Consider the following 17,774-nt stretch of genomic DNA (forward strand, 5'->3'; position numbering starts at 1 on the left):
GCTTGCATGGCATGCAAGAGGTCAGCGGTTCGATCCCGCTTAGCTCCACCAAATTCCTCACTATATGGCAAAAAAAGCGACCATCGGCCGCTCTTTTATGTTTGTTTACAGTTTTATTCTAGACTTTGCACCTTTGGCAGCATTAAATCAGCAATGATTGGCTGAGCTTTAAGATTGGGGTGTAAACCATCTGCTTGCATCCATTCGGGTTTTAACGCTATTTGCTCCATAAAAAATGGCCAGAGCTGAACATCTGCCTTTGCCGCTATTTTGGGATACAAATCGCTGAATCCTTTGCTATAACGTGCGCCATAGTTGGGCGGTATACGTATTTGCATTAGCACAGCATGGGCACCTGATTGTTGCACCTGATTTATCAAAGCTGAAAGGTTCTGCTCAAGCTGAGGCAGGGGAAAGCCACGCAGTCCGTCATTGGCGCCCAATTCAATTAACACCACGTCGGGTTTGTGTTGGGCTAATAAAGCGGGCAGGCGGGCTAAACCTCCGGCGGAAGTTTCACCGCTGATGCTGGCATTCACCAGGGTGACTTCACTCTGTTGATCGGATAGCTTTTGTTGGAGAAGGTGCACCCAGCTTTGGCTTTGGCTCAAACCATAGCCCGCACTCAGGCTGTCACCCAGAATAAGTAAGGTTTTAGCCTGCACAGGCAAGCTAAGACAACAGACTAACCCCAATACAGAAATAAGACGATTCATGACAACACCTACTTCAGATCTTATTGCAACACAGTTAACTAAAAAGGTGCAGCTGTCCGATGGGACACTGACCATAGTGCAGGATATTAACCTGACTGTCGCCGCAGGTGCCAGCGTTGCCATAGTGGGCGCGTCCGGTTCTGGCAAATCTACCTTGTTGGGGTTGCTGGCGGGGTTAGATACCCCCAGTGCCGGCGAATGTTACCTGGCGGGGCAGCCTTTGCATCTGATGACTGAGGACCAGAGAGCTGCATTACGAGCAAAAACAGTAGGTTTTGTGTTTCAGCAGTTTTTATTGCTGCCAAGCCTGACCGCATTGGAGAACGTTACTTTACCGGCTGAGTTGGCCGGAATGAAAGACGCCCGGCAGCGGGGACTGGAATTGCTGGAGCAGGTGGGGTTGTCACACAGGGCTGATTTTTACCCAGGGCAGATGTCGGGCGGTGAACAGCAGCGGGTGGCTATAGCCCGGGCTTTTATTACCAACCCACAGGTATTGTTTGCGGACGAGCCATCGGCCAATCTGGATAATGCGACCGGAAGCAAAGTCGAAGACTTGCTGTTTCGTCTGAATGAACAACAAGGGACAACCCTGGTGTTAGTGACTCACAATGATGAACTGGCACAACGCTGCCAGTTCAGGTACCGCATGCATGCAGGTCAGCTGAGCCCAATAGACCTGGCTCAGGATGGAGCACAACGTCATGTGGGCTAAACTGGCGTGGCGTTTGTTCTGGCGGGAACTCAAACGCGGCGAGTTATGGGTGATTGCGTTCGCTTTGTTCTTAGCCGTACTGACAGTGGTGAGCCTGTCAGGTATTACCGAATCAGTCCGAGCGGCTTTGTACCAGCGCAGTGCCAATTTTGTGGCGGCAGATAAAATTCTGCGATCATCCGTGGGATTCAATGCGGATGTGCAGCAGAAGGCAGATGCGTTGGGGCTCAAAGCAGCCCAACAACTGCAATTTAACTCCATGGTGTTTGCTGGGGAAAACATGCAGCTGACAGCCATCAAGGCGGTCTCTGATAGTTACCCTTTACGGGGTACATTAGAGCTTGGCACCAGGGTACAGCAGGTGAAACCCGGGTTGAAACCGACGTCAGGCCAGGTCTTTGTCGAAGAACGGTTGCTAAATTTATTGCAATTGGTACCAGGTGATTCTATCGAACTTGGCGAAAGCCGCTTACAGGTTGCCGGCATTATTATCAACGAGCCGGATGCACCTTTAAGTGTATTTGGCGGTCAGCCCCGGTTACTGATGCATATCGATGACGTGCCAGCCACTCAAGTGATCCAGCCAGGCAGCCGAATTAGCTACCGGCAGATGTATGCTGGGGATGGCGATCGTCTGCAGCAGCTTGAGGAGCAAAGCAAAGACCTGTTGGGCCCTCAGGACAGATGGCAGACGATGGACAGGCAATCTGCCGTCGGTGGTGCAGTAGACAGAGCTGAACGCTTTTTATTACTGGCTGGCCTTCTTGGCATCGTTCTGGCCGCCTGTGCTGCCGCAGTGGCCGCCAGCCGATACAGTCAACGCCATGCCCGTGCTGTTGCCGTGATGAAAGCCTTGGGTGCCAGTGCCACTCTGACGCGCAAACTCTACAGCAGTCATCTGGCACTGGTGACCATATTTAGTGTGTTCTTGGGCTTGCTGCTGGGTCAGTTGGCCGTTGAGCTGAGTCAGTTTGGTATCCGGTTTTATTTACCGGATTATGAAGCACGTTTCAGCTGGCGGCCTCTGGGCCTTGGTACACTGACGGCACTAATTTGTGCTTTACTGTTTTCCGCCAGGCCGTTATGGCGGCTTGCTGCAGTGCCAGCGCTGAATGTGCTGCGTCAGCAGCACGAAGGCATGAAACTCGATCCGATTCACCTGGCCAGCGGCGCCGCAGCTATTTGGGGCCTGATGTGGCTGTTTAGCGGCGATCTGTTCTTAAGTACGGCTTTGTTTGCGCTTTGTACACTTTTTGCGGCCTTACTGATGGGGTTTGCCGCACTGATGATGAAAATCGCCAAACCGATGGCGGCAGGCCAAAGCAGCGCATTGAAACTGGCACTGGCCAATCTGCGCCGGCGGCTGTGGCCAAACGCTTTTCAGCTCATTACCTTTACCCTGGCGCTTTTTCTTACGTTACTGCTGTATTTCCTGCGTTCAGAATTGCTGGACCAATGGCAGCGGCAGGTGCCTGAAGGTGCTCCTAATCAGTTTTTGGTCAATCTGACTGCTCAGGACCGGGCTGAGCTGGAACCTATAGCCACCACCGAAAATTTAACGCTGACAGGTTTCTATCCAATGGTACCAGGCCGGGTGTTGGCGGTGAATGGCGAACTGTTTCGCGATGAAGCGACCAAAGAAGCTCCTGAGCGCCGCGAAGGGGTAGGGCGTGAGCTGAATCTTACCTGGGTCAGCGAGTTGCCTGACAACAACAGGATCAGTCAGGGCCAGTGGTTTAATGAAAACAGTCGGGCGGAAGTATCGGTGGAATCCGAGCTTGCACAACGGTTATTGCTGAAACTGGGGGATACTTTACAGTTTTCGATCGGCGGGCAATTATTCGATGCCAAAGTCAGCAGTATCCGTACTGTGGACTGGAACAGCCTGCAACCTAACTTTTATATGATCCTGTCACCAGATCTGATGCAGAATTTCCCTGCCACTTATATCACAGCGTTCTACCTGCCGGCAGAACGGACGGAGCTGCTTAATCAATTGGCCCGACAGTTCCCAACGGTCAGTGTGATTTCGGTGGATGCGATCCTCAAACAGGTGAACGATATCATCAACCAGGTCTCGGTAGCGTTAAGCTTCATTCTGATCCTGGTGGTGGCCGCCGCCACTCTGGTCTTGGTTGCCCAGGTGCAGGCGACGCTGGAGCAACGTGAACAAGAACTTGCTACCTTGCGAACTCTGGGGGCCAGTTCGGTATTTCTTCGCTCAGCATTGCTGCTGGAGTTTGCTGCGTTGGGGGCTCTGGCTGGTCTCTTTGCGACCTTACTGGCGGAGGTGTTGCTTGCTGTGGTTCAGCAACGTTTCTTTGAGTTGAGTTACAGCCCGAACTGGACTTTATGGTGGCTCGGCCCCGTGGCTGGTATTGGCTTGGTGACGGTGCTGGGCGCCTGGCAGCTGCGCGGTTTATTAAGTCTGCCTGGCAGTCTGTTACTGCGGCGCGCACTTCAGAGCTGAAGTGCTGCCAATGCCTCTTTCAAATGAGGATAACGGAACTGAAACCCAGCCTGCAGCAGACGCTGAGGCTGGGCGTTTTGCCCAAACAGCATCAAATCGGCCATCTCACCAAATAAAGCCCTGACCACAAAAGCAGGCATCCGCAGCGCCGCTTTTTTCCCCAACCTGGCGGCCAGCAGTTGACTGAATTGCTGATTTGTCACAGGGCGTGGTGCAGTGGCATTAAAAGGGCCATTCAGTTCATTTTGATGCAACAGAAAATCAATCAAAGCGACCATATCCTCAATATGGACCCAGGACATAAATTGCTGGCCTGTGGCTATAGGACCTCCAAGACCCATCCGGAATGGCAGTAGCATTTTGCTCAAGGCACCGCCTTTGTCACTGAGCACAATACCGGTTCGCACTAAACAAACCCGGGTGCGTTCACCGGCAGCTCTGTTCGCCAGGTTTTCCCAACGGGCGCAGACATCATGGCTAAACTCAGGATAAAAGGACACCTCTTGTTCAGATATAGGTTCTGGTCCTTGTCGACCATAAAAACCAACCGCAGACCCATTGATCAACACTGAAGGTGCAGTGCTGGCCTGCTGAATGGCGCCGGCGATTTGTTCGGTTAAAAGCCAGCGACTCTGGCAGATCCGTTGCTTTTGTGCCTCGGTCCAGCGTTTGGCGGCAATAGGCTCGCCAGCCAGATTAACCACGGCATCTAACTGGTTAAAATCGACATCACTTAACTGCCCAACACAGGGATGGTTGGTACCCAAAAGCCTGCCCGCCCGTTTTGGATCCCGGCTGAGCAGAATCAGCTGATGGGTGGATTGCCAGTGCGCAACCAAAGCGCGCCCAATTAAACCGGTGGCTCCGGTGAGCAGGATCTTCATGAGCATGCCTCAGGTGGTGACTGTTTTGGCAAGTATAGCTGGCTAGTTATTTTCGGGTTGAAAGTCAGAAAGTTTCAATTGATCAATACGTTGCTGAATATGCCTCAACTGGCAGCTTTTGTAAGCAATGGCTGCAGCCTGCGATTCCGGTAAACGCAGCTGAAATTGCCAGCGGCAATCCTGCTCCTGATAGCTTTGGAAGCTCTGGCGGCTTTTATTGAAACCATTTAGTGCGTCCTGACGGCCTGTGGTTTTAACATGCTGTTCCAGCTTAAATTGCAGGTTGTTTTCCCAGGTACTGAGTTCCCGCTGGGTCTGCTGTAACTGCTGTTCAAGGCATCTAAGCTGCGCTTTTTTATCCTGCTGGTGTTCGTCACAGTTGGCGGACAGATGGCAGGCAAAAACAGCTAAAGTCAGAACCAGGGTTTTCATGCAGTTTCCCTTGTTTTAGTTTCACTGAAACGGACAACAAAGCGTGCACCGCCAAGAGGGCTGCGCGACACCTGTAGCACACCGGAATACGATCGAACCAATTCAGCCACTATAGATAAGCCCACACCGTGGCCATCCTTATAGGTATCCAGCCGGGTGCCGCGTTCGAACATGTCTTGCATTTTGTGTTCAGGAATACCGGGACCGTCGTCTTCCACGTCCAGTTGAAGTGGCTGACCAAAAGCTGTGACTTTGACTCTGTGGTGGCAGGCTTTGCAGGCGTTGTCCATCAAATTGCCAAGGATCTCCATAAAATCTGTTTCGTCGCCACGGAAGCTGACGCTGGCCTGGCATTCAATCTCGAGCTGAATACCTTTGTCGCGGTAAATTTTACTCAGTGCGGCTTCGAGTTTTTCCATCAGAGGGCGGACGGCAATTTGTTTCTGCCAAACGTCTTCGCCTGAGCTTGCCGCGCGTTTCAGCTGATGTTCTATCATGGCGGTGATCCGGTCCAATTGCTCACGCAACTCGGGTTGTTCAGACAACTTGGACGTACGCAGTACAGCTATCGGAGTTTTCAGGGCATGGGCCAGATCACTTAAATGATGACGGTAACGCTGCTTTTGCCGGTTTTGGCTGGACAATAATAAATTCAGGTCCTCTTTGATTTTCTGCAGTTCAGTCGGATAATCGCCAACCAACTGCTGCTGCTTGCCCTGTTCCAGCTTGTTGATTTCTTTGTCGAGCAGCCACAGCGGTCTGGTTGTCCAGTAATAGGCCAACAAGGTCAATAACAGCAAAACGGCCGCTATGCCGACAAACCATTGGCGTAACGTGGTACGAAAGCTTTGTAGCGGTTCCTGCAATAAATCGTCGTCCTGCACTACATGGATAGTGATAGGCAAGGTGCTGTCACCCGAGTCGAACAGTACCGCAAAAGACAAGACCCAGAATTTCTTCTGATGTTGTTCCATCAGCACAAACTCATGGGATGCTGGCAGTATCTGATGCATTGGAGGTTCAAACTGCAGGTTAATGGACGAATCTGATTGCCACAGCAGTTTGTTTTCACTGGTGATAAAAGCTGTTAAGCCAGAATCAGGCCGGTAAAAGTCAGGGGGAAGCAGGTTATTGCTTAACGCCACTTCTTCACCTTGCGGCTGAACCTCCGCCAGAATCGAATACATATGCACTTCGAGTTTCTGTTCAGTGCTGGTCAGTAACTGGGTGTAAAACGCCTGCTCTATTGCAAAAAAAGAACCTGGCAATAAAAACAACAGTAACACCAGACTGATCACGCCTTGGCGAAGCTTCAGTGATAACTGCATTTAGCTGACTGCCAGGGTAAAACGGTAGCCACGACCTCTTAAGGTTTCGATTGGTTTCAGCTCACCGGTCGGGTCCAGTTTTTTACGCAGCCGCAGCACAAAGACTTCAATTACATTGCTGTCCAGATCAAAATCCTGATCATAAATGTGCTCGGTCAGCTCTGTTTTTGAAATCACTTTATTTGGATTGTGCATAAAGTACTCCAGTACTTTGTATTCATAAGCTGTCAGGCTGACTTCATCCTGCTCGTGCCAGACTTGTTGAGTCCGGCTGTTCAGGCGGATGGGGCCTGCATTGAGCAACGGATCCGGCTGGCCCGCTGCACGGCGGATCAGTGCATTGATACGGGCCAGTAATTCTTCGGTGTGGAAAGGTTTAGTCAGGTAATCGTCAGCGCCTGCGTCCAGTCCTTCCACTTTTTCCTGCCAGCTGCCACGGGCTGTCAATACGATCACCGGGGTTTTCAGCTCATTCTGACGGGCTTTCCGGATCAGCGACAAACCATCCATTTTTGGCAAACCTATATCAATGACAGCCAGATCGTAGGGATACTCGCTCAGCTTGTACCAGCCCTCGGCACCGTCAAATGCCAGGTCAACACTGAATTGCTGTTGTACCAAATGTTCGCGGATCTGCTCGGCCAATAGGGTTTCGTCTTCAACTACCAGTAAACGCATCTGTCTTTCCTTTGGGATATCACCGGGTTAATGACCGCTATGCTAAAGCAGTCTTGCTTTGGCTTCAATCGTCGGACTATGGTTGGTCCGGGCTGAATTGCCCCTGAACAGTCCGATGACAGCGCCTTAAAAATGTAGATAAAAAGTTGCCATAATGTTTCAAGTGGCTATGCTTATTTTCAGGTTGCATAACAGCTCAACGCAAGGACGGCGACGAGGTGGAACCGGACGCAACCCCGGCGGCAGAGTCTGCGACGTGAGCTATACCGGAGGGATCCATCATGAAACATATCCTTATTGCCGCGTTACTGGCCAGCCTGACGGCGGGTGTCAACCTGAGCCTGGCTCAGGAGTTGGCGAAAGCCCCTTTGACGGTCAGCGCTGAAGCCAAAACCGCCGTAAAAACTAAACTTAATATCAACAAAGCCAGTCTGGAGCAGCTGGTGGCTATTCCAGGTATTGGTGAGAAAAAAGCTCAGGCTATCAAAGAGTACATCGCTGCCAATGGTCCGATCAAAGATCAGCAACAGCTGACGGAAGTGAAAGGTATTGGTGACAAGCTGGCGGCTAAAATGGCGGAGCATATCAGCTTCTGAGTGGTGTATTGTTATTCACCCAGGGCTTTCATTTGCTCGTTGGCCCACTGCACCGCACTGTGGTACGCGTCCGGCACTGCTTTGTTGTCTAACTGCAGTCGCCGGATCCACACTTCCGCTTCATCCCATTGTGCCTGTTCGTATAGTTTGATCAATTGCAGGTAATCAGCCATTGGACCTTTGTTATCGATCAATGCCGCTTTGATATCGACGGACAGTGGAAGTTTTGTCATGACCGACGCCATTGGTTCATCCAAAATGGCGTCTATTAAAGACATCATGCCGGTGAGGAAGGCTTCTGCCGGAGCTGTGAAACCGGCTAATATTGACAGATGTTCGGCAAATCGTGCCCGGGTCATGGCCAGACGCATCAGCTCTGCTGGTTTTTCTGAGCCGACCTGAGCCGTAAACAAGACAGACAAAAAGCGTTTCAATTCAGTTTGTCCCAATAAAACCAAAGCTTGTCGGATGGTGGAAATATCGGTTCTGCGCTTAAATACGGCTGAGTTGGCATAACGCAACAGCTTGTAAGACAGGTTTACATCCCGTTCAAATATGCCGGTAATGACAGCCAGGTCCATTTCTTTTTTCGCGGTTTCGTACAACAATTCTGCCAGCGTCATTTGAGCCGGAGACAAAGCCCGGCTTTGCATCATTTCAGGTTTGGAAAAAAAATAGCCCTGAAAAAAATCAAAACCCATTTCAATGGCTTGTTGGAATTCTTCATTGGTCTCTACTTTTTCAGCCAGAAGTTTGATCTGAGGAAAACCTGCAATCGCCTGTTTTATTTGGCGTATTTCTTCGAAAGACGTACTGCGCAAGTCAATTTTAATGATATCGATCAGCGGGAAAAAGTGTCGCCAGACAGGTTGATGAATATAGTCGTCAAGCGCCAGCACATAACCTTCTTTTTTGAGTGCCTGACATTCAGCCAATAATCGTTTCCCTGGCTGCACAGTTTCAAGAATTTCAACCACGACCTGCTCAGGTGGAAGCAAAGTCGGAAATCTTTTGAGGAGCGCATCCAGGGTGAAATTAATAAAACCAGGTTTGTCATCCAGAAATTCGCCCAGACCCAGGTTCAGTTGGCTACCTTCAATCATTCTTAAGGTTGCTTCGTCGCTGTCTATATCCGGAAACGAATTTTTTACCCCATCGCGAAATAATAATTCATAAGCAAACAGATTCTTCTCTTTGTCCAGAATAGGCTGGCGCGCCGTGTAGAAGTACATTTGGGGAAATTCCTGTTCCTTGGGGTGACCAACCCACTGTAGCAAAAAAAAACTCTGTCCGACTATCTGTCATACAGAGTTTTTTTGTTTTGTTCAAAACAAAACTCGAGACTACTGATTTATGCCTATCTATCTAATTGCGTTCACTTTTTTCTAACTTTTTCAGCACAGAACCAAACAATTCCTGCACTCCGGCGGCCGGAGGGGATGTCAGACGGCTGACCAGCACAGTGGCCAGCGCTGAGGCCAGTACACCAGGGATCATTGCATAGATGAAATCATCCAGTTGTTTGCCATCAATTTGCAGGGGGGCATAAACCCAGAACAGAACTGTCACAGCACCAGCACTGATGCCCGCCAGTGCGCCCCAGTGATTCATCCGTGACCAGTACAGACTCAGCAGCACCACAGGGCCAAAGGCGGCACCAAAACCAGCCCAGGCATCGGCGACCAAAGATAAGATGCTGTTGTTGCTGTCCAGTGCTAAGCCTATCGCGATCAGAGCCACCAGCAACACGGACAGACGGCCAATCAGCACCTGCTGCTTGTCCGTGGCCGCTTTATGTAAAAAGGTTTTGTAGAAATCCTGGGTCAGTGCACTGGAGGTGACCAGCAACTGGGAGGAAACAGTGCTCATAATGGCGGCCAGAATAGCGGCTAACAGTAGGCCACCGACAAAGGGGTGAAACAGAATTTGGGAGAAGTAGATAAAGATAGTTTCAGGATCCTTCAGCGTCGCACCCGCCTGATGCACATAAGCAATACCTACAAAACCAATAGCCATGGCGCCAATCAGTGACACAATCATCCAGGACATGCCAATGCGGCGGGCCGCTTTAAAATCTTCGACCGATCGAATCGCCATAAAACGTACAATAATATGCGGCTGGCCAAAATACCCCAGGCCCCAGGCCAATAAAGAAATAATGCCCAGCAATGAGGTGCCGGTAAACAAATCCAAATGGGTCGGGTTCAGTTGTTCTATGGTGCTGAACAGGGTTTCAGGTTGTTCCAAAGAGCCATAGGCAACCACAGGCACCATAATCAGCGCGACAAACATAATCATGCCCTGAACGAAGTCTGTCATGCTGACTGCCAGGAAGCCACCCAGCAGGGTATAAGCTATGACAACACCAGCCGTTAAAAACAAGCCAAAGCGGTAGTCGAGCTGAAACACAGTTTCAAACAGTTTACCTCCGGCGACCATGCCGGATGAGGTATACAAGGTAAAGAAAATAACGATCACTAAGGCCGAGACCAGACGAAGCATACGGCTTGGGTCGGCAAAGCGGTTTTCCAGGTAATCGGGCAGGGTGATCGAGTCTTTGGCCAGTTCTGTATAGACACGAAACCTTGGCGCCAACAGGATGTAATTCAGATAAGCACCAATCACCAGGCCGACACCAATCCAGATCTGCGACAGTCCTAAGGCATACATGGCGCCAGGTACACCCATCAGCAACCAGCCGCTCATATCGGAAGCTCCGGCCGATAAAGCCGTCACGCTTGGGCCTAACTTCCGGCCACCTAACATATACTCAGACAAATTGCTGCTGGATTGGCGGTAAGCCATCACCCCTATAGCCAGCATGGCAAAAAAATAAATGGCAAGTGCCAACATGGTTCCCGTAGCCATAATACCCCCGTGCTTATTGTTTTAATAAAATGCGCCGAATGCTAACAACAGCTCCGGAAGTAAGCCAGTGCTTTCGGTGAATTGGCAGCTGGCTGCGTTTACCTTGTTTGTTGACGCTACATGTTCGGATACAGCGGCGCCAATCTGGCGTGGCTGGACTGTTTTTGCAGTTCCAGTCTGGACCAGCTCTGCCATAACGCCTTGCCTTGCCAAGGGGCAGAACCCGGTTGGTACAGTGCCTTATTCAGTCCTTCCAGCTGCTGGCGGAATTCATCCTGCCCACACCAATGCCCCAACTGGCTCAGTGAATGTGGTCGTTCACCAAAATACTGCTCTGCCCAGTCCAGCAGCCAGCTGCGGCACAATGCAGCATCATTGGCGTGTGCGGCTTGTTGCAGTTTCTTTGGATTCATCCGTGCTTTGGCGGGCTCGGTCACTGTTTTGCTGACTTGTGGAACAGCCCTTGCTTTCAGTGCTTGCCAGACCCAAAGCGCCACTGTGCTTAACCACAACAGGAACAGGGCCGAACTGCTGTGTGTCCATGCCCATGGCGAAGTGGCTGTGGTTGCGGCAGTTACAGCCGGGCTCGTGCTGAGGGCAGGTGCTGTGTCAGCGCCAGTGTTTTCACCGGCAGCTACTTGCAATGTCACAGCGGGCAGCTCGGCATACTCCAGTTGGTTGGTTTTGGCGTTCCACCAGGGCAGCCGAATTTCAGGCAAGGTCAGTTCACCGCTTTTGCTGGCAACCACCGCCATACTGAAGACTTTTTGCGCCACCAGCCGGCCATTACGCTCGGCTTGTTTGCTTTGTGGCTGTTCCCGGTAAAGCTTCACTCCGTCCGGCGTGGTCTGAGGCAAATCAGGTAACTGATTGGCTGCCACATCCAAAGCCGTCAGTGTGATGGTGCGCGTCACGGGTTCGCCCTGACGTACACTGGTACCGGCCGGGCTCCATTCTTCAGTCAGTTCCACCAGGCCAGCGACCAGCCAGTCACCGGGGAAATCGACTGGTTGTGGTTCTACGCGCAGGGTCAGGCTGTTGGAGGTGGCGGTCACGCTTTGCGTTTGCGCAAAATAGTCATAGCGGCCAGTGCTGCGGTCCAGCATTTCACCGCTCAGAATGGCTGGCGGAATGGTAAACTCACCGCTTTGTTCCGGGATCAACCGGTAGCGGCGGGTGAAGGTCCGGTAACGTTCTCCGTTTACCAGTTCAGTGCCTTCCTGATCCTTGCCCTGTTGTTCAATGCTCAGGCCCGCCACTTTGGGTTCATTCAGACTGCCGCGTTGCAAATCGCCTTTAAAGTAAATTTTTACGGTCAGATAACTCAACTGCTGCACATACAGCTTTTCTTGCTCCAGGCTGCTTTCGACAAACAACAACTCTTTGTTCTGACTGCTTCGCTCCGGCGCTTTTTGCACCTCCACCTCAATAGGGGAGGAACTGACACCTTCCAGGGTAAAGGCGGGGATCACAAAACGCCCGGTGTCGCGGGCTTTGAGCAATAAACGCCAGCTGGTGGTGCGGCTGGCCTGACCGTTAAAGACCTGCATTTGCTGGCCTATGGATGGTCCCTGCACTTCAAAATAAGGCTCCAGTACCGAAAAATCCGGTTGCCTGCTGACATCGCCATCGGCCACCAGCTCCAATACGGCAGTTTCGCCCAACAGCATCGGGTTTTTGTCCAGGCTGGCTTTGAGTTGAGTGAGCGCCAGCAGTGGCTGACTGACGAAAAGCAGGGTCAGTCCCAATGCAAACACAGCATGTCTTACCATTCTTCCAATACTCCCTGCGATGCCTGTTCAAAGCGTCGCTTCTGATATTCAAGGGCCATTTTTCGTTTCAGCAATAAGGAGGGATCGTCCTGCACTTTTCTCAGCAAGTTATCCAGCTGCTGGCTTTGCTCTGGTGATGCATTGGGCCAGGCTTCGGATATCGCCTGTTGTTTTTGCTGAGCGGATTCTTGCTGTTCTGCCTGTTTCTGTTCTTGCTGCTGCTGTTGTTCGTTGTTTTGGGCTTGTTGTTGTGGGTCATTGTGTTGACCTGCCTGAGGTTCGGGATCTTTGTCACCTTGCCCGGACGACTGATTCTGCTCTGAGGACTGCTCAGAGTTTTCACTCTGCTGTGATTTGTTTTCAGCGTTTTGTTCCTGCGATGGATCGCCCTGAGATTGTTGCTCGTTGGAGTCGCCCTGCTGCTTCTGATCCTGAGACTCTTGCTGCTTTTGCTGCTCCAGCGCCTTTTTTACCTGCTCCAGATTATGGGCGGCATTGGCGTGGTCCGGCTGATGCGCCAGGGTGTCTTCATAGGCCTGAATGGCTTCGTCAAAGCGTTGTTGTTGCGCCAGGCTGTTGCCAAGGTTGTAGCTGGCATCCGGTCCGCTGGCTTGCCGGTACGACTTTTCTGCGGCGGCAAAATCGCCGGCTCGATAGGCGGCATTGCCTTTCCATAAAGGGTCATCAAATTGTTGCCAGGCACTGCTGTAGTCCTGCTGTTCGTAGGCCTGTTTTGCTTGTTGTTGCTGGTTCAGCCATAAATCCTGCCAGTCCAGCGCATGGCTTTGCGGCAGGTAAACACAGAGCAACAGTGCCAGCAGCTGGCCTTGTTTCTTTTGCCATAACCAGAACGCCAGCAACAACCAGACCAGATAGACTGCATTGTCCTGCCACTGCTCGCCACGCAGCTGGCTGGGCTGTTGTTCGTCCTGCAGGCTGGTCAGATCAGGCAATTGCCACAGTTGGCGGATATCGCTGTCATCCGGCTGTGCCTGAGCAAATACGCCGGCTTTTTGCAGTGCCAGCTGTTGCAGTTGCAGCAGGGGCACTTTGGGTAGCACTATGGCACCCTGATTGTCTTTGAGCAGCTCGCCATTGCTCAGCCGCACCGGTGCGCCCTCGGCTGAACCAAAGGCCAGCACTGAAACACGGTGCGGGTAATTATCCAGTTGATCACGCAGCGCCGCGTAGTCGCGGCTGGAAAAACCATCGGTAAACAGCACGACGTCGCCCTGACTGTAATTGCCCTGCTGCAGCAACTGCGCCGCCAGCCGCAAGGCGGCAGTCAGGTTTGACCCCTGCACCGGCATAATGTCCGGGCTTAAAGTGGGCAGCAGCAGTTTCAGGTTGTTTTTGTCCTGGGTCAGGGGGGAAATCACAAAGGCATCGCCAGCAAAACTGATCAGTGCTACTTCGCCTTCCTGCACACCTTCAAGAAAATCCATCGCTTTAAAGCGGGCCTGCGTCACCCGGTCCGGGCTCAGATCGGTGGCGTGCATCGATAAAGACATATCCATCACCAGCACTGTGGCTTTTTTCAGCTGGTACACCGGCTGCGGTATTTTTTGCAGGCTGGGGCCACAGAGTGCCAGCACTAACAGCAGCCAAAACAGCAGCAGCCACAGCGCCTTTTGAGGTTGTTGTGTTGTGGTGCCATTGAATAACCTGTGTTGTAAATGAGGGGCTATCCACTGCTGCCAGACGCTGGGTACACGGCGAAAACGCCAGAACAGCAACCATAAGAGCACAGCGGGCAGGGCGAGCCAGGCCATTTCAGGTCGTAACCAATGCAATTCAGGCCACATGGTGCTGCCTCCGCAGTTGGATTTGACGGCCTGCCAGCACAGCCATAAGCAGCAGCGCCAACAGCAGCGGATAATGCAACAGGCTTTGTTGGGGCCTGTAGCTGATGTGATCGCGCTCCACAGGTTCGAGTTGATCGAGCAACTGATAAATACCGGCCAGCTCCTGTAAATCCCTGGCGCGGAAATAACGGCCGCCGGTTTCAGTCGCCAGTTGAGTCAGCAGGGCTTCATCCAAATCCTGTGACGGGTTCACCAGTTGCCGGCCAAAGATGCTCTCCTGCACCATTTGTTCTGCGCCCACACCCACAGTGTAAATCTTTACCCCGGCGGCTTTGGCCAGCTGCAGGGCTTCCAGCGGCTGAATCACCCCGGCCGTATTGGCACCGTCGCTTAGCAGGATCAGTACTTTGTTGGACGTTTCGTAACTGTTCAGCCGTTTAATGGCCAGGCCAATGGCTTCACCAATGGCGGTGCGCTCACCAGCCAACCCCCGCACCGATTCATCGAGCATAGTGCGGACTGTGGTCAGGTCGTACGTCAGAGGGGTTTGCTGATAGGCAGCATCACCAAACAGGATCAGCCCAAGCCGGTCTCCCTGACGTTTCTGAATAAAGTCGTTTAGTACCAGCTTCACCGCATCCAGCCGGTTGATGGCCTGGTTTTGGTATTGCATATCGGTAATGTCCATCGAACCGGACAGGTCAACGGCCAGCATCAGGTCCCGTCCTTGTTGGGGCAGGGTAATAGTGTCGCCCAACCAGCGAGGCTGGGTCGCCGCCAACACCAATAAACACCAGCACAGGGCACGTAACCAGCGGCTCCAGTGCCGTGGGGCCTGCACTTTGCTTTGTTGTTTCCGGCTGAACTGATACAGCGCCTGGTGGCGCAACGCGGCACCATGAGCGCTGGTTTTTTGCCGGAACAGCAAAGGCAAGGGGAGCAGTAAAGCCAACCAGGGATAACCTAATTCGAACATAAGGCCTCCAGTTGCTGTACGTTCAGCTGACGCAGAAGAGCGCCTGCCCAGTGGTAAAACTGTTGCTGTTGTTGTTCAGCTGGTGCGCCCTGATACAACAGGTGCTGTAAATCTGGCAAAGGTTCTGTGTGTAACGACTGCAGCAGCTGTTGCCATTGGGGCAGAGCAGCAGACAGAGCCGGGTGCGTCGGCTGGTAGTGTTTGACCAGGCGTTTGAGCAACTGATTCAGCTCTGCACTTTGCAAAGGACTGAGCTGGGCCCATTCCTGCCGGGCCTGGCGTAATGCCAGCTGTTTATGCCGCCGGCGCATCAAATGCCTGACCATCCAGACCAATAGCAGAAACAGCACTAAGGCCAGCCCCCACCAGAGAGGGGCTGGTGGCCAGAAGGTGGCCAGGGCCGGCTCGCTGATGTCGGCCAGTTGTAATGCAGGTTCAGCGGCCATGGCCCCAGCTCCTGTTGAGTTGTTGTAATAACGATTCACCGCTGGACAGCTGCATAAAGCGACACCCCAGCTGTTGAAAGCTCAGCTGCAATTGCTGCTGCTGTTGCTGCTGTTCAAGTTGATACTGTTGGCGTTTAAAGCCTGAGCCTAAATCCAGCACAGCTTCCTCCTCGCCGTTACTGATGCGGGCACCACCACTGGCATGGACAGGCCAGCTGCTGTCCAGCGGATCAAGAATCTGCACGGCACAGACTTCATTGTGCTGACGAATGGCCTGAATATGACGCCAGCCCTGGGCAGTTAAAGTGCTGAAATCCGACAGTAAGTACACCAACGCGCCTGGATGTACCAGCCGACGCAGTAAGGCAAGTGCCTGATCCAGCTGTACTTTGGATGGCAGCGCTTTCCCCTGTTGCACCCGAAGCATCGCATTTAAATAGCGCAATACCGACTGGCTGCGCGCCGCAGGTTTCAGTTCCAGCAGTTGCTCCTGGCTGAACACCAGACCACCGAGCTTGTCACCGCGCTCTTTCACATGCCAGGCGAGCAGAGCCGCCAGATGAGCCGCCTGCACCGACTTAAATAACAAACTGGAGCCAAACTGCATTGAGTCCGACAAGTCGGTCAGAATAAAGACTGGGCGCTCTTTTTCTTCCCGGAACAGCTTAGTGTGCATTTTGCCGGTGCGGGCCGTGACCCGCCAGTCGATGGTGCGGACATCATCACCGGTCTGGTAATGCCGTACTTCATCAAACTCCATGCCCCGGCCTTTGGTTTTGGCCAGGTAACTTCCCGCCAGCTTACTCTGAATCGCCATTTTCGGGCTTAAATCGAGCAGGCTGTGGAAGCGTTGATAGGCCAACAACTGCGCTAAATCCAGGTCGATGCCGTTGGTTTTCAGTGCCCGGAGTTGTTCATGGACAGAAAAGGCGTTTTGCATCAGGCCACAGGCACCAGTTTCAGAATTTGTTTCAGCACATGATCCGTGGTCAGGCCCTGGGCCTCCGCATCGTAGGTCAGGATCAGGCGATGACGCAGTACATTCAAAAACACGTCCTGCACGTCATCCGGCGTGACAAAATCGCGGCCAGACAACCAGGCTTTGGCACGGGCACACCGTTCCAGCGCGATAGAGGCCCGCGGGGAGGCACCATAAGCAATCCAACTGGCCAGCTCATCGCTGTAAGCGGCGGCGTTGCGGGTGGCCATAATCAACTGCACTATGTATTGTTCCAGGCTTGGTGCCATATGCAGTTGTAAAATGGCTTTACGGGCGGCAAAAATATCCGTCTGGCTGATGGGGGACAATTCGGCTTTTTGTTGCGACAACGCTTCACCGCGGGTTAACCGCAGGATCTCAAGTTCAGTGGCCGCATCCGGGTAATCCACTTTCAGATGCAATAAAAAGCGATCCAGTTGGGCTTCAGGCAGCGGGTAAGTGCCTTCCTGCTCCAGCGGGTTTTGCGTGGCCATCACCAAAAACAGTTCAGGCAAGGCGTAGGTCTTGCGGCCTACCGTAATTTGTTTTTCCGCCATGGCTTCTAATAATGCGGACTGCACCTTGGCCGGAGCCCGGTTAATTTCGTCCGCCAGAATAATATGGTGGAACAAAGGGCCGGCCTGAAACTCAAACTGACCAGTGTCAGGCCGGTAAATGTCGGTGCCGGTTAAATCGGCTGGTAATAAATCGGGTGTAAACTGAATGCGGTGGAAACGGGCTTCAACCCCTTTTGCCAGGGCGTTGACCGCGCGGGTTTTGGCCAGGCCAGGCGGGCCTTCCACCAACAAGTGGCCGTTGGCCAGCAAGGCCAGCAAAATTCCTTCGGTCAGGGCGCTTTGACCCAGCACCTGACTGTCTAAATACTCTTTTAATGCAGAAAAGGCTTGTACCATAAATACTGGTCCAGTTAGTTGTTGTTTTCCATGCAGTTAACTGCAAAAGCAGCTAGGCTCTGACCTGAAGTTATCTATAAGGTTCTGCAGGCTTTAAAACAAGTGTTTTAATTTCACCGATCTGTGGTTACAATCGATTCAAATTAGAGGTCTGACCTGTTCAGACACAGCCACATCAGCAACTCGAGGACAGTT

The 17,774-nt window shown here is 52.3% G+C and carries 16 protein-coding genes; 3 read left to right on the forward strand and 13 right to left on the reverse strand.

Going from position 1 to position 17,774, the window contains the following annotated elements; translation table 11 throughout:
• Window positions 1-113 precede the first annotated feature (113 nt).
• Complete coding sequence (locus tag WKJ03_RS17810; RefSeq protein WP_337843596.1) at window positions 114-716, reverse strand: arylesterase; 603 nt, start codon at window positions 714-716, stop codon at window positions 114-116.
• Between WKJ03_RS17810 and WKJ03_RS17815 the strand changes: the two genes are divergently transcribed.
• Together WKJ03_RS17815 and WKJ03_RS17820 are read left to right on the forward strand one after the other, a co-directional pair.
• On the forward strand, window positions 715-1,431 hold the full coding sequence (locus WKJ03_RS17815; RefSeq protein ID WP_337843597.1) for an ABC transporter ATP-binding protein: 717 nt from the start codon (window positions 715-717) through the stop codon (window positions 1,429-1,431). The two genes, WKJ03_RS17810 and WKJ03_RS17815, sit on opposite strands and share 2 nt — an antisense overlap.
• Window positions 1,421-3,901 (forward strand): FtsX-like permease family protein, encoded by a 2,481-nt coding sequence (locus WKJ03_RS17820; protein WP_337843598.1) that lies wholly within the window; start codon window positions 1,421-1,423, stop codon window positions 3,899-3,901. Before WKJ03_RS17815 ends, WKJ03_RS17820 begins: the two co-directional genes overlap by 11 nt.
• Here WKJ03_RS17820 and WKJ03_RS17825 read toward each other — a convergent pair.
• From WKJ03_RS17825 to WKJ03_RS17840, 4 genes are read right to left on the reverse strand one after another with little or no spacing between them, the layout of a single operon-like run.
• The gene (locus WKJ03_RS17825; protein ID WP_337843599.1) at window positions 3,892-4,785 is read right to left on the reverse strand and encodes a TIGR01777 family oxidoreductase; all 894 of its coding nucleotides are present in this window, start codon (window positions 4,783-4,785) and stop codon (window positions 3,892-3,894) included. The genes WKJ03_RS17820 and WKJ03_RS17825 overlap by 10 nt on opposite strands.
• A gap of 42 nt (window positions 4,786-4,827) precedes the next feature.
• Window positions 4,828-5,217, reverse strand: a complete 390-nt coding sequence (locus tag WKJ03_RS17830) for a lysozyme inhibitor LprI family protein (protein ID WP_337843600.1) — start codon at window positions 5,215-5,217, stop codon at window positions 4,828-4,830.
• Complete coding sequence (locus tag WKJ03_RS17835) at window positions 5,214-6,545, reverse strand: ATP-binding protein (RefSeq protein WP_337843601.1); 1,332 nt, start codon at window positions 6,543-6,545, stop codon at window positions 5,214-5,216. The genes WKJ03_RS17830 and WKJ03_RS17835 overlap by 4 nt, the downstream gene beginning before the upstream one ends.
• A complete protein-coding gene (locus WKJ03_RS17840) occupies window positions 6,546-7,223 on the reverse strand; it encodes a response regulator transcription factor (protein WP_337843602.1) in 678 nt (225 codons plus the stop codon). It lies immediately after the preceding gene.
• Between the two features lie 281 nt (window positions 7,224-7,504).
• On the opposite strand from WKJ03_RS17840, the gene WKJ03_RS17845 reads away from it, so the two are divergent.
• Window positions 7,505-7,819: a helix-hairpin-helix domain-containing protein gene (locus WKJ03_RS17845; RefSeq protein ID WP_337843603.1), complete on the forward strand. Its 315-nt coding sequence runs from the start codon at window positions 7,505-7,507 to the stop codon at window positions 7,817-7,819.
• 11 nt (window positions 7,820-7,830) lie between these two features.
• Here WKJ03_RS17845 and WKJ03_RS17850 read toward each other — a convergent pair whose 3' ends face one another.
• From WKJ03_RS17850 to WKJ03_RS17885, 8 genes are all read right to left on the reverse strand, one after another.
• Window positions 7,831-9,051 (reverse strand): HDOD domain-containing protein, encoded by a 1,221-nt coding sequence (locus WKJ03_RS17850; RefSeq protein WP_337843604.1) that lies wholly within the window; start codon window positions 9,049-9,051, stop codon window positions 7,831-7,833.
• A gap of 133 nt (window positions 9,052-9,184) precedes the next feature.
• Window positions 9,185-10,687 (reverse strand): sodium/proline symporter PutP, encoded by a 1,503-nt coding sequence (gene putP / locus WKJ03_RS17855; RefSeq protein ID WP_337843605.1) that lies wholly within the window; start codon window positions 10,685-10,687, stop codon window positions 9,185-9,187.
• A 116-nt stretch (window positions 10,688-10,803) separates the two neighbouring features.
• Window positions 10,804-12,459, reverse strand: coding sequence for a BatD family protein (locus WKJ03_RS17860; RefSeq protein ID WP_337843606.1), 1,656 nt, complete (start codon window positions 12,457-12,459; stop codon window positions 10,804-10,806).
• Window positions 12,453-14,264, reverse strand: coding sequence for a VWA domain-containing protein (locus WKJ03_RS17865; protein WP_337843607.1), 1,812 nt, complete (start codon window positions 14,262-14,264; stop codon window positions 12,453-12,455). Before WKJ03_RS17865 ends, WKJ03_RS17860 begins: the two co-directional genes overlap by 7 nt.
• Window positions 14,254-15,240: a VWA domain-containing protein gene (locus WKJ03_RS17870; protein WP_337843608.1), complete on the reverse strand. Its 987-nt coding sequence runs from the start codon at window positions 15,238-15,240 to the stop codon at window positions 14,254-14,256. Before WKJ03_RS17870 ends, WKJ03_RS17865 begins: the two co-directional genes overlap by 11 nt.
• Window positions 15,228-15,686, reverse strand: a complete 459-nt coding sequence (locus WKJ03_RS17875) for a DUF4381 family protein (RefSeq protein WP_337843609.1) — start codon at window positions 15,684-15,686, stop codon at window positions 15,228-15,230. The genes WKJ03_RS17870 and WKJ03_RS17875 overlap by 13 nt, the downstream gene beginning before the upstream one ends.
• Complete coding sequence (locus WKJ03_RS17880) at window positions 15,676-16,626, reverse strand: DUF58 domain-containing protein (RefSeq protein WP_337843610.1); 951 nt, start codon at window positions 16,624-16,626, stop codon at window positions 15,676-15,678. The genes WKJ03_RS17875 and WKJ03_RS17880 overlap by 11 nt, the downstream gene beginning before the upstream one ends.
• Window positions 16,626-17,579, reverse strand: a complete 954-nt coding sequence (locus WKJ03_RS17885; protein ID WP_337843611.1) for a MoxR family ATPase — start codon at window positions 17,577-17,579, stop codon at window positions 16,626-16,628. The genes WKJ03_RS17880 and WKJ03_RS17885 overlap by 1 nt, the downstream gene beginning before the upstream one ends.
• Window positions 17,580-17,774: the final 195 nt, after the last annotated feature.

The organism is Rheinheimera sp. (genome assembly GCF_037442525.1).
In the GTDB taxonomy this organism is placed as follows: Bacteria; Pseudomonadota; Gammaproteobacteria; order Enterobacterales; family Alteromonadaceae; genus Pararheinheimera.

Bases quoted from the DNA above. Each gene is read 5' to 3' on its own strand.
- WKJ03_RS17825 (WP_337843599.1), bottom strand. From the start codon at position 4,785: ATGAAGATCCTGCTCACCGGAGCCACCGGTTTAATTGGGCGCGCTTTG.
- WKJ03_RS17840 (WP_337843602.1), bottom strand. From the start codon at position 7,223: ATGCGTTTACTGGTAGTTGAAGACGAAACCCTATTGGCCGAGCAGATC.
- WKJ03_RS17870 (WP_337843608.1), bottom strand. From the start codon at position 15,240: ATGTTCGAATTAGGTTATCCCTGGTTGGCTTTACTGCTCCCCTTGCCT.
- WKJ03_RS17830 (WP_337843600.1), bottom strand. From the start codon at position 5,217: ATGAAAACCCTGGTTCTGACTTTAGCTGTTTTTGCCTGCCATCTGTCC.
- WKJ03_RS17845 (WP_337843603.1), top strand. From the start codon at position 7,505: ATGAAACATATCCTTATTGCCGCGTTACTGGCCAGCCTGACGGCGGGT.
- WKJ03_RS17880 (WP_337843610.1), bottom strand. From the start codon at position 16,626: ATGCAAAACGCCTTTTCTGTCCATGAACAACTCCGGGCACTGAAAACC.
- WKJ03_RS17815 (WP_337843597.1), top strand. From the start codon at position 715: ATGACAACACCTACTTCAGATCTTATTGCAACACAGTTAACTAAAAAG.
- WKJ03_RS17875 (WP_337843609.1), bottom strand. From the start codon at position 15,686: ATGGCCGCTGAACCTGCATTACAACTGGCCGACATCAGCGAGCCGGCC.
- WKJ03_RS17885 (WP_337843611.1), bottom strand. From the start codon at position 17,579: ATGGTACAAGCCTTTTCTGCATTAAAAGAGTATTTAGACAGTCAGGTG.
- WKJ03_RS17860 (WP_337843606.1), bottom strand. From the start codon at position 12,459: ATGGTAAGACATGCTGTGTTTGCATTGGGACTGACCCTGCTTTTCGTC.
- WKJ03_RS17865 (WP_337843607.1), bottom strand. From the start codon at position 14,264: ATGTGGCCTGAATTGCATTGGTTACGACCTGAAATGGCCTGGCTCGCC.
- WKJ03_RS17850 (WP_337843604.1), bottom strand. From the start codon at position 9,051: ATGTACTTCTACACGGCGCGCCAGCCTATTCTGGACAAAGAGAAGAAT.
- putP (WP_337843605.1), bottom strand. From the start codon at position 10,687: ATGGCTACGGGAACCATGTTGGCACTTGCCATTTATTTTTTTGCCATG.
- WKJ03_RS17810 (WP_337843596.1), bottom strand. From the start codon at position 716: ATGAATCGTCTTATTTCTGTATTGGGGTTAGTCTGTTGTCTTAGCTTG.
- WKJ03_RS17820 (WP_337843598.1), top strand. From the start codon at position 1,421: ATGTGGGCTAAACTGGCGTGGCGTTTGTTCTGGCGGGAACTCAAACGC.
- WKJ03_RS17835 (WP_337843601.1), bottom strand. From the start codon at position 6,545: ATGCAGTTATCACTGAAGCTTCGCCAAGGCGTGATCAGTCTGGTGTTA.